Source organism: Pseudomonas sp. MF08817 (assembly GCF_059862705.1).
The window spans coordinates 154,525-165,305 of the sequence record NZ_JCBCUY010000007.1 but is presented as its reverse complement, the minus strand read 5'-3'; the positions used below and the strand labels follow the sequence as shown (position 1 = coordinate 165,305).

Below are 10,781 nucleotides of genomic sequence, written 5' to 3'. Positions count from 1 at the left end.
CTCGCAGTGGTTGCCGTTGAAATAGCATCACCATAATGGTGACGCGCTCCTGGGTACTCAGGTGGTTGTATTGGGTAGACATGGCAACACCTTACATCAGGCGTTGCACTTGCTCCTTGAGACCGCCCGATGTACTGAGGTAGTAATGTGAATGGCGCATACAGTTTGATGCCCATGGTCAGGCCTAGCAGCACCCAAGCCAGGCGAATGGGCCTGGATACATTCTTTCCGGCAGGTAGTTCTATGTGTGTTCGTGACGCAACGATGTGCCGGGCAACATATGAGGCAATTAGTAGAAAGACGAAACTTATCAGTGCGATAGTGGTGTTGTTTTGTATGGGCAGTGAAAGCGTTATACCTGCAAGAATTACCCCGCAGTTTATTGCTATCTTGTTTTGCGCGGCTGCACCTATGTTTTCAGATGCATAGGCTCTAATTAAATATCCCGCGACGCTAACCCCAATCGCCAGGCACGTCGCTCCGATCACAAAAAAAACCTGGTTGGGGAGCAAAATTAATGCGCTGCCCAGGGCGGCTAGCAAGGTCGCAGCTGGGATGGCATTGGCTTGCAACCGCGAGAAAAAAAATGGCGAGAAGACTAAAAAAAAGCGGCTGCCAAAGACGAGTATCGCGTTGGAAATAGGATCAAACCACACTGTGGCCCGCCCCATAATCGTGTACAGGGACGTTGCGATGATAAGTCTGACAAGGAAGGCGCCTTTCATTGAATTGCCTTGAGCGAGTTAAGGATTTTTATGCCATTGCAGTTGGCGTTTTCGCTGGCTGGATCGTTTGGCCGTTATATATATATTGCGGCGTTCAAGGTTCTGTTTTTCAGTTCTGAAGGTTTCAAAGGTAATTGCCATAGTCTTGCTCGAGAGATAGGTTGTGCCTCGGCCCTTTACTTCGGAATAGAAGTCTTGGGGTTTCCCGGAATTTGGTTGTTTGTGCTTGATTGGCGGCGACGCCAATGTTCAAGTTTATAATGGGGCGGGCGTGCAGTGCTTTGTGGTTCGCCAGAATAAAAAACGTGCCGGTGGTGGCGGCTGAATAAACTGGCGTCCACGAGGGAATGCCCTGTCTTATATTTTTAATCAAACCCGCGTCGCGAGGGTTGGTTGCTATCATACGTTCTCCGACCTCAGTATCGATGCGAAAATCAAGATGCAGTTGAATGCCGTAGGTTGGGTCGTATTGAATTAGTTTTCGCTCAAGATTTTTCGACAATCTCACGTTCTTTCCCGAGCGGAAGACGGCCGTCATTTGCGCAAGTTGGTGTAGTTCTGAATTATCGAGATGGTCAGTAACGTTTTTTGCAAGAAAGCACTGTGTGGGGGTGCGGGTTTTGTCGCGGCAGACCGTAAGGGCAAGAAGGTCAGTTGGTTGCGTTTCGTATAGATCATCGGAGTGGGGCGTAATCTCACCGTATCCGTTTCCCCAGTCGCGGTATTTTTCGGCTCCAGGCTTCAGAAACAGGGCCTTGTGATTTTCATAGGGGTACTTGATATCTCGAAGATGAAAAAGCTCGCACAGTGCTTCGTGAGTAATGAGCGCCAGGTAATAGTCGTCGGTGTGGAATATGCCAGTAAAGCAAACGGCGGAGATACCATGTTTTCCGACATTATCGAAGTAATACCTGTCGTCTCCCCGCAATGTCAGGCTGAGAAGTGAGATTAACTGTAGTTTCAGTGCATGGTTTGACAGGCACAGGTCATGATTTTTCCACCAGCTTTCGATGTGGTCGCAAACATACTCTACATTGCGTGTAATAACGCGTTCTTGGTGAAGTTGTTCTCTTATGAACTGTGGTGTCAGTTGCATTTTCAAGTCCCTTTAAAGTTGCTGTGGAGAAATCCATATCTCTTTTACAGGTGTTTTGTGCTGTGGAGTCGTAAGGTGCTCAGCTTCGCGGTACACAAAGAAATATTGAGCCAATCCGCATGGGCGTGGAGAGCTCCGTCAGGCGAACAATATTGTGAGGAATATTTACGGATAACCAGTCCAAGTGCAAAGAAAAGAGGGCTCCTACATCTTCGTGGGATTTTGCTGTCGGCAAATCAAAACAATATGTGGGCCACTCAATGTTAGAAGTTGTTCAACCAGCGACGTAGGCGTTTACGCGCGTTGGCGTAGGGTGAAGACGTGTTGAATTGGATCATGCGCCCCAGTGTCCAGCGGTCATACCAGGGGTGTTCGTAGAGATCAGCATTGCTTTGGTTTTGTATGAACGAAACGATTCGCCCCTTTGCCACGCACAGACGTTCGAGCAGGTGCCCATAAGCGATGCCCTCATAGTCTCGGTAGAACTTTTGGGCGAGCTGACCGAGTTCGTTACCTTTGAAACCTGTGTCGGGATAGTCGATGGGTTGCCCGGCGGCGCTCCTGTCTATCCATTTGAGAACCAACTCATTCCAGCCCACCAGGTAGGCGACCAAGTCGCACAGGCTCATCCGGGTGCCTTTGACGTGGCCCTCTAGGGTGCGCTCCATGGCCCGTTGCGCCGGGATGCTGTTCAAGTCTTCGATAAGCCGATCAAAGGTTGAGTTGATCGCGTCCAGCAACTGATCTTTGTTTTGCGGCACTGTCATTGGTTTTCTGCCTTTGTCGTCAACGCTTTGAGTTTCGCATCAAGATAGCTGTTCATGCCTGCGGCACATCAATGTGTTCGAGCCGATGACCCGCGGCACCGAGGCCGACAATGAGGTACGCAGTGTCGGGTTGGGTCTGTTTATCGTCAGGGAAATCGTCCAGTCCCATGGCGGGGATTTAGGGGTTAGTTCCCATGTGCAGGACGGAACTGCGTTCGATGTGTGTTTTCCGGGCTCTGCTGCGTCGCTACAACGCCGACCTACCGAGAATGGGTGTGGATAAGGTCGCTCTGGCGCTTAGTTTGTGGTTACTCGGGAGCGGATAATCGACGATACATTTCCTGTATATCAGCGACCTGTACTTCACAGGTCCAGCCTGGGGTAAGCGGCGCGATCTTTAAAAGATCAATGATGCTTTCCGTGGGGCCGGAGAGCTGGGCGTTGACTTTCCAATTGCGTCGATTGGCAGGGGCACGTCCACATATCCCGTTTCGCCAGAAAAACCATTGGAAGCAACACCAGTCGATTTATAAAAAATCGCTCTAAGGCAATAAAAATACATTCTAAAAAACTGTTATTTCTTACAGGTCTCAAGTGTTTTTAGCAGTGGCAGCCTATGCCCCGGTTGTCGAGTTTGCAGTTGGTGAGTTGACCCAAGGATTACTTGAAGAGAAGCAGTCATGGCCGGTGAAACCCTTGTGAGCCTGTTTGGGAAACAGGCTCGCTTGACCCCCGAGGCACTGGCGGTTGTCGGGGTAGACAGGACGTTGACTTACGCGGCGCTGGACCGGCTCAGCTCGCAGGTGGCGGCGTATCTGCAATCATTGGCCATCGGCCCGGGTGACCTGGTGTTAGTCCAGGCGCACCGCTCGGTCGAGTTGATCGTGGCCTTGCTGGCGGTCATCAAGACGGGCGCGGCATTTGTGCCGCTGGACCGGCAACTGCCCTTGGCGCGCAAGGAATACATCGCCCGGCAATGCAATGCCGCGTTGGTGTTATCCACTCACCCCAGCGATAGCTGGCCGATACTGGCGTGCCGGGTCGAGACCGTCGCAGGCATCCTGGCGTCGCCCACGGCAGTGCCTTTTCGCCCTGTCGACGTCAGCCCCACGGACGCCATGTACGTGATTTTTACGTCCGGTACGACGGGCAACCCCAAGGGCGTGGTGATCGAGCATCACTCGGTTTTGGGGTTGATCCGCCTGCACAACCGTGACCTGGAGATTGATGCCAGTAGCCGGGGTACCTTAATGGTGGTGGTGGAGGGCGTGGGCACGTAAGCCGAGAACCGCCTCGTGGCCTTTTTTGTACCGCGCAATAAAAGCACGCACCCACAGCGCCTGATCGCCGGTTTGCGCCACCGCCAGCCTCGAGCTCAGCCGTTTCAGCGGGCCCGGCCAGCGGCCGCTGGCACAGATCTGGTTTGAGCTGCTGGGCCACGGTGACGTTGACCCGGATGCGCATTTTTTCGAGGTGGGCGGGCATTCCCTGCGGGCGGCGGCGCTAGCGACTCAGGCGTCACGCCATTTTCGGGTGCCCGTGACGGTGGGGGATATCTACCAGCACCTGGTATTCAAGGCGCTGGCGGCGGGTTCGCGTCTATTGAGCTGTACCAGCACAACTACCACTGGGATCGCAGCCAGACGGCGGCCATGCTGGCGGGCAGCGCTATTGTCGAGTCGCGGTTCGAGGGGCCCGTGCTGGCCCGCTATCTGCAGCACTTGCGGCCCTGAGGGCGCGGGAGAGTGCGGGCACGCCAACGCGTGCCCTGAACGTGTCAGCCCTTGGCCGCCATCGCGGTGACTTCCACGCGCATGCCTTCGACCGCCAGCGCCGCCACGCCCACCGCGGCGCGCACCGGCCAGGGCTTGGCGAAGAAGCGCTGGTAGACCTGGTTGAACGCGGCGCGGTCGGCCATGTCGGTGAGGTAGATGGTCAGGTGTAGGACGCGGTCCATGGAGCTGCCGGCGTTTTCCAACGCCAGCTTGAGGGCCTGCAAGGTGCATTCGCTTTGCTCGACGATGCCGCCCAGTTCGAGGCTGCCATCGGCGCGCGTGGGGATTTGGGTAGACACCAGCAAACCGGCGAAACCGGCAACGTCCGAGGAGATGGATTGCGGGTCGGGGTCGGGCAGGAAAGTGAGGTCGTGGTTGGCCATGGGGGCTCTCGTGTTGGCTGGGGAAAGTCGGCGGCCAGTTTACATAAAGCCCACCCTCCTCGCGTCGTAGCAAGCGGGCTCGCCTGCTTGCTACTGGCCTACCCTGCGGGATTCCGCTAATGCCATAATGATGGCATTACCGACGAGCGGTCACACAGGATCTGGAAATGGCAATGCATCGCGCAATACCGGCAATCGTTCTGGCGTTGGCCTGCCACGCGGGTGTGGCCCTGGCGGACGACAACGACACCTACGGCTCTTTCGGCGCCCAGGTTACGGACGGCAGCAGCCTCAAGCAGTACAACCGCTTTCTCGACAAGTTGTTCGAGTCCGCCACCTGGGCCTCGGTGGGCTCGGTGCGCCAGGGCGCGCCCAATGACAACTTCGCGATGTACAGCGCGTTGTCCGGGGTGTTCGCCGGGATCGTCAAGGAAAGCGGCGGCGCCGACATCCCGCCTTACGCCAGCGACGCCCTGAACCTGAAAACCATCGGCGGCTTTCGCGCCTACGCCCGCCAAGCCACGCAGAACCCGGCCTTCGTCGCCGACGACACCTCCTGTGGCGCGGCGGTGACCTTTGTTTACCCGGCGGGCATCGCCGCGCTGTTGATCGTTGCGCGGCCCGTCTACGCCACCGGCTACGTGCCCACCCGCGAAGAAATCAACAGCATGGGCGTGGGCATCAACCAGCAAGTGACCCAGGACGCCGAGTACCTGAAAAAACTCTGCGCCAACCGCAAGGACCAGCAAGTGGTCCAGGGTTACTACAACTTCTACAACATGCTCAATGCCGACCTGCCCTCGACCCTGGCCAGCGTCGACAAGGACTACAACGCGCGCAACTACCCTTTCGTCGCCACCCTGACGTGCGGCATGGGCGGGCAGAACATGAACGTGATCGCCTGCTTCAAAAGCACCGACCTGAAGATCACCACCGACAACCAGGGCAAGCTCTACAAGATGTTCAACCTGGGCGACGCCGGGACGATCGACAAGCAAGGCCTGCACATCGACCTGCCCGAGCACTTCGCCATCGAAGCGCAGAACAGCCAGCAGACCCTGATCCTGGGTCTGACCATCAAGGACCGCGCCGGCAAGGTGGTGTACGCCGACCAGCAAGGCCAGTACGGGGTGATTTCGGTCAAGCACTGACCGGGGTTGGCGCGGCTTCGCGTGCGGCGGCGGTGGTGCCCGCGCGTTGCAGCCAGGCCAGGATGTCGTCCCACAAGGGCTGGGCGTCGGCGCGAAAGTAGCCCATGTGCCCGATGGCTGGGCTGCCAGGGCGCGGTTGCAGGTCGAGGCGGGTCAGCGGGACCTGGCCATAGGCTTTGACGAACGCATCGCACGAGCGCGGCGGCGCCCAGGGGTCGTCCACCGAGGTGGCGAAAACGCACGGCGTGCGCACGCTGGCGTAGAGCGGCACGACGTGGGCCATTTGCGGGTCGTCAAAGTAGTAGTGGGGGAAGGCGCACCAGCGCTTCCAGTCCTGATACACCCCCAGCGGCAAGTCGTCGCCCATGCCCAGCACACTCCAGGCCATATAGCCCTTGGCGGCCACCAGTGCCGGCAGCACGAAGGTCCACAGCAAGCGGGTTTTCCACGCCTCGGCCGGGGCCATCCAACCGCTCCAACCCGCGCCGCTGCCCAGGCTGTAGCAGGCCGTGAGCGCGTCGTGGTTGGGCAGCAGGCCGATGGCGTGGCCGCCGAACGAATGGCCGACCCAGTACAGCGGCAGCGGTTCCTCGCGCAGCAGGTCCACGGCCGCGGCCAGGTCTTGGTAGGCCCAGTCCAGGTACGACATGGCAAAGCCCTTGAGGGACGCCGGGCGTGATTGGCCGATGCCGCGGTAATCCAGGGTCAGCACATTAAAGCCCAGGCCCGCCGCGTGTTCGGCGAAACGCCGGTAGAAGCGCTGCTGCACCCCGGTGGCCCCGGCCACGATCAGGTTGCCTTTGGCAGTGCCCGCGGCCCTGTAGCGCACGGCGCCCAGGCGATAGCCGTCGCTGGCGAGCAGGGTGAAGGTGTCGGTATGGATCGGCGTCGTGGGCATGGTCGGGTTCCGTTCAGTGCCGGGAGGGGTTGGCTCAGCGGCCGGTGAATACCGGTTCGCGCTTTTGCAGCATGGCCATCACCCCTTCGCGGGCGTCCTGGCTTTTGATCTGCGCCAGCAGCGCCGCGTTGAGCTGGCTGAATGCCGCTTCATCGCACGCCGCTTGCGCGAGGAAGGCCGACTGCAACGTCGCCCGAACGGCCAGCGGTGCAGCTTTGGCGATGCGTTGCGCATACTCGATAGCCCGCGGCAGGGTTTGGCCGGGTTCGACCACTTCGGTGAGCAGGCGCATGCCCCGGGCCTGCTGCGCGTCGAAGGTTTCCCCGGTGAGCAGGTAGCGCATGGCGTCGGCCCACCCGGCGGCGCGGGTGAAGCGCACGGTCGAGCCGCCGGCCGGGGAAATCCCGCGCAGCACTTCCAGGTGAGCGAAGCGCGCCGTGGTGTCGGCAACGACGATATCGGCGTTGAGCATCAACTCGATCCCCGCCGTCCAGCACGTCCCTTGCACCGCCACCACCACCGGTTTGGTGCGCCGGGGGCCGGACACGCCCCAGGGGTCGATGCCTTCTTGCGGGTAGTGGAAGCCGCCGCTGGCCAACTTGGGGGTCAGCTCCATCAAATCCAGCCCCGCAGTGAAGTGCTCGCCGTGGGCGAACAGCACCGCGCACCGCGCCTCGTCCTGGCGCTCGTACTCCCCCAGCGCCAGGGACAGGTCTGTCAGCAGGGCACTGTCAAACGCATTGCGTTTGCCGGCCCGATCCAACCCGATAAAAAACAGATCGCCCCGTTGCTCGCGGGTTACCCGGCCTGCGCCACTGTTGTCCTGGCTCATTTATCACGCTCCTCAAGGTTACTGACCATTCGTTCGGTAACAAGAAATTAAACGAACGTTTGGTAATCGTCAAATTGAGGCGGGTAGGCGTATGCCATAGAATCACCGCCAGTGATCGCCAGTAGGAACCCCCCGTGCGCCCCTTGAAAATCCCCCGTGACGAACTGCTGCAACGCTGTGCCTGTACGTTCAAGCGCCTGGGCTACCACGGCACCACCATGGATGCGCTGGCCGGCGCGTGCGGCTTTACCAAGGCGTCGTTCTACCATCACTACTCGAACAAAGAGTTCCTGCTGCGCGACGTCCTGGAGTGGACGCACCAGCGCGCCAACACGCTGCTGTTTGCGTTGGCCTATGACGAGGCCCTCACGGCCCACGAACGCCTGACGAAAATGGGGCGCCGGGCAATGGGTATGTTCCAGGACGATGCGATTGGGTGCCTGATGGGGGTGATCGCGGTCGATGCCAGCTACGGCAAGCCGGAGTTGATGGCACCGATCCGCGCTTTTTTCGATGACTGGGCCAAGGCTTTTGCCCATTTGTTGGGCGAGCAGTTGGGCGAAGTGCAAGCCTTGGTCGTGGCGCGGCGCTGGGTGGCCGATTATGAGGGGGCCATTTTGTTGGCGCGGGTCTATGACGACCCGGCCTATATAGAGGCGGTGACCGAGCGGGCGTTGGCGCTGCTGGGGCCCGGCGCACCTCCCAGCCAAATTCAGTAGGCATACCTCAACGTCGTCATGAAGTTACGCGGCGCACCGTACAGGCCTGCCGCGGTGGTGGTCAGGTATTCCTTGTCGAACAGGTTGTTGACGTTCAGCGAAGCGCTGAGCGCCGGGGTGAGCTGGTACTTGGCCATGGCGCTGACCAGCGCATAGCTGCTCTGGCTGGTGGCGTAGCTCAGGTCGTAGCCGGTTTCGCTCTGCCAGTTCACGCCGCCGCCCAGGGTGAGCTTGTCCAGCGCGCCGGGCAGGCGATAGGTACTGAACAGCTTGACGCTGTTGCGCGGGATTTCGGTGACGATGCGCCGGTCGTCGTCGCTGAAGCTGACGCTGTAGGAGTAGCCCCCGCTCAGTTGCCAGCCTTCGCTCAGCTCGCCGTTGATCTCCAGTTCCACCCCTTCGCTGGTGGTGCCGTTTTCGGCCTTGTAGGCCTGGAAGCCATTGGGCGCCAGTTTGTTGCCATCGGCCACCGCCAGGTTGTCCTGCTCGACACGGAACAGTGCCAGGCTGGTGTTCAGGCGTCCTTCATAGAACCCGGCCTTGAGGCCCAACTCGTAGCCGGTGCCTTCTTGCGGGTCCAGGGGCGTGCCGCTGACGTCGCGCACCGAAGCCGACTGCGGATTGAAGATCTGGGTGTAGCTGGCGTATGCGGTCCAGGTGTCGTCCAGGTCGTAGACGAAGCCAGCGTAGGGGATGAACACGCCGGTTTCGCTTCGTTGGGTTTCACTGCGCACGCCGGTGTTGAGGCGGCTTTTGCTGTCGCGTTCCCAGTCCACTACGCGGGCGCCGAGGATCAGGCTGGCGGCGTCGGTCAGGTGCCAGCGCGAGGTCAGGTAGGCGCCGTACTGGGTTTCGGTGAGGTCGCTTTCGCCGATCTGCTTGAACTGCGGTTTGGGTGTACTGCCGTTCCAGTGGTAGATGTCGGGGATGCTGCCGTTGTAGCCCGAGCTTGGGCGCTGCCAGCCGCCGTAGTTGGGCGTGCCGCGTTCTTCCAGGCGCGACAGGGTCACGCCGGCGATCAATTCGTGCTCGCGGCCCAGCAGTGGGAAGCCGCCGGTGAGGTAGGCGTCAACGCTGTCCTGTTCGGGTGTGGCCTGCCAGCGGGTGGGCATGATGACGGCGCCGGCGCCGGTTTGCGGGTCGATGTTGCCGGACATGTAGCTGACCACCGTGTCGTAGTCGTTGCGCGCGTGGCTGTATTCGAGCTTGCCGCTCCAGCCGCTGTCGAAGTGGTGTTCCACCGAGGTGAACAGGGTGCTCTGCTGGCGATCGTAGTAGCTCCAGTCGGGCGAGGTGTTGAACGAGCGCTTGATGTCGGTGCGCCCACCGGTGGTGGTGAACAGCGGGAACCCCGTGCGCATGGGCGCGTTGGTGTGGGTGGTCTGCTGGCTCAGGCCCAGGGTCAACAGGGTGGTGTCGCTCAGGTCCAGCTCGGTGATGCCGTACAGGGTGGACAGTTCCTGGCTGAAACGGTCGACCCAGGCATGCTGCTCTTTCTGGTCGGCCACCAGGCGTGCGCGCAGGGTGCCGCTGTCGTTCAGCGCACCGCCCACGTCCACGCTCAAGCCGTAGCGGTCCCAATTGCCGGCCTCGGCGGCGAGGATCACCTGGGGCGCGGCGGTGGGGCGCTTGCGGATCAGGTTGATGGTGGCCGACGGGTTGCCCAGGCCGCTGATGAGCCCGGTGGCACCGCGCACCACTTCGACGCGGTCGTACATCGCGGTGTTCTGGGTGTAGTTGTCCATGTTCGCGGCGGTGGGCACACCGTCGATTTCAAAGTTGCGGATCGGGAAACCGCGGGACATGTACACCGTGCTGTCGGCCCCCAGGCTTTCGCGGATCACCGTGATGCCGGTGGTGGCGTCCATGGCGTCGGTGAGGTTGTCCAGTTTCTGGTCTTCCAGGCGCTGGCGGGTGAGCACCGTGACCGACTGCGGGGTTTCCTTGAGGGCCAGGTTCAGGCGCGTCGAGCTGCTGGAGGAGTCGCTGGTGTACGAGCCACTGCCTTCGGTGGTGGCCCCCGGTGCCTTGCCGGAAATGGTCAGGGCGCTCAGTTGCAGTGCGGTATCGCCCGCCGCCTTGGCCGGGATCAGCACATAGCCGCCATTGCTGCGGCGCTCGGCGTGCAGGCCGCTGCCGGCGAGCAGCCGCTCAAGGCCCTCTTCGACCGAATAGTTGCCTTGCAGGCCCGGGGTTTGCAGGTGCTGGGTCTGCTCGCTGGCAAACGACAGGGTGACCCCGGCCGTGGCGGCAAACTGGCTGAGGGCGTCGGCCAGGGCACCGGCGCCGATGCTGTAGTGCGCCACCTGGGCCTGGGCGACGGCCAGGGTCGGCAGCCCGGCCAGTGGCGCGGCGCTCAGGCCCAGCAGCGCCAGGTGTACAGCGCTGGCCAGGGGGCGGGCCGCTCGCAGAGAGAAACGAGGCATGGAAATGTC

Annotated in this window: 10 protein-coding genes and 2 pseudogenes; 5 read left to right on the top strand and 7 right to left on the bottom strand. The window is 60.5% G+C overall.

The genetic code is table 11. The features are described from left to right. The 3 genes and pseudogenes from AC19YR_RS06670 to AC19YR_RS06660 form a co-directional block, all read right to left on the bottom strand. Positions 1 to 725: pseudogene (locus AC19YR_RS06670) on the bottom strand (hypothetical protein); the annotation flags it as partial. A 124-nt stretch (positions 726 to 849) separates the two neighbouring features. After that, positions 850 to 1,821: a hypothetical protein gene (locus tag AC19YR_RS06665; RefSeq protein WP_500597651.1), complete on the bottom strand. Its 972-nt coding sequence runs from the start codon at positions 1,819 to 1,821 to the stop codon at positions 850 to 852. A 263-nt stretch (positions 1,822 to 2,084) separates the two neighbouring features. Then, a complete protein-coding gene (locus AC19YR_RS06660; protein ID WP_500597650.1) occupies positions 2,085 to 2,588 on the bottom strand; it encodes a ClbS/DfsB family four-helix bundle protein in 504 nt (167 codons plus the stop codon). A 73-nt stretch (positions 2,589 to 2,661) separates the two neighbouring features. On the opposite strand from AC19YR_RS06660, the pseudogene AC19YR_RS06655 reads away from it, so the two are divergent. From AC19YR_RS06655 to AC19YR_RS06645, 3 genes and pseudogenes are all read left to right on the top strand, one after another. Then, positions 2,662 to 2,871 (top strand): annotated as a pseudogene (locus tag AC19YR_RS06655) (ATP-binding protein); the annotation flags it as partial. Between the two features lie 397 nt (positions 2,872 to 3,268). Beyond that, positions 3,269 to 3,868 (top strand): AMP-binding protein, encoded by a 600-nt coding sequence (locus AC19YR_RS06650; protein WP_500597649.1) that lies wholly within the window; start codon positions 3,269 to 3,271, stop codon positions 3,866 to 3,868. Positions 3,869 to 3,995: 127 nt separating this feature from the next. Continuing rightward, the gene (locus AC19YR_RS06645) at positions 3,996 to 4,391 is read left to right on the top strand and encodes an acyl carrier protein (RefSeq protein WP_500597658.1); all 396 of its coding nucleotides are present in this window, start codon (positions 3,996 to 3,998) and stop codon (positions 4,389 to 4,391) included. Here the strand turns inward: AC19YR_RS06645 and AC19YR_RS06640 are convergent. Then, positions 4,366 to 4,746, bottom strand: a complete 381-nt coding sequence (locus tag AC19YR_RS06640; protein WP_095106663.1) for a RidA family protein — start codon at positions 4,744 to 4,746, stop codon at positions 4,366 to 4,368. The two genes, AC19YR_RS06645 and AC19YR_RS06640, sit on opposite strands and share 26 nt — an antisense overlap. A 167-nt stretch (positions 4,747 to 4,913) precedes the next feature. Here AC19YR_RS06640 and AC19YR_RS06635 point away from each other — a divergent pair, with 167 nt between their 5' ends. Beyond that, complete coding sequence (locus AC19YR_RS06635; RefSeq protein WP_500597648.1) at positions 4,914 to 5,897, top strand: hypothetical protein; 984 nt, start codon at positions 4,914 to 4,916, stop codon at positions 5,895 to 5,897. Here the strand turns inward: AC19YR_RS06635 and AC19YR_RS06630 are convergent. Beyond that, positions 5,887 to 6,795, bottom strand: a complete 909-nt coding sequence (locus tag AC19YR_RS06630) for an alpha/beta hydrolase family protein (protein WP_500597646.1) — start codon at positions 6,793 to 6,795, stop codon at positions 5,887 to 5,889. The genes AC19YR_RS06635 and AC19YR_RS06630 overlap by 11 nt on opposite strands. Positions 6,796 to 6,829: 34 nt before the next feature. Further along, entirely contained in the window at positions 6,830 to 7,627 is a 798-nt protein-coding gene (locus AC19YR_RS06625; RefSeq protein WP_500597644.1) for a crotonase/enoyl-CoA hydratase family protein, read from the bottom strand. A 134-nt stretch (positions 7,628 to 7,761) separates the two neighbouring features. Here AC19YR_RS06625 and AC19YR_RS06620 point away from each other — a divergent pair, with 134 nt between their 5' ends. Then, positions 7,762 to 8,346, top strand: coding sequence for a TetR/AcrR family transcriptional regulator (locus AC19YR_RS06620; RefSeq protein ID WP_500597643.1), 585 nt, complete (start codon positions 7,762 to 7,764; stop codon positions 8,344 to 8,346). On the opposite strand, the gene AC19YR_RS06615 is transcribed toward AC19YR_RS06620, so the two are convergent. Further along, a complete protein-coding gene (locus AC19YR_RS06615) occupies positions 8,340 to 10,772 on the bottom strand; it encodes a TonB-dependent siderophore receptor (RefSeq protein ID WP_500597642.1) in 2,433 nt (810 codons plus the stop codon). The genes AC19YR_RS06620 and AC19YR_RS06615 overlap by 7 nt on opposite strands. Positions 10,773 to 10,781: the final 9 nt, after the last annotated feature.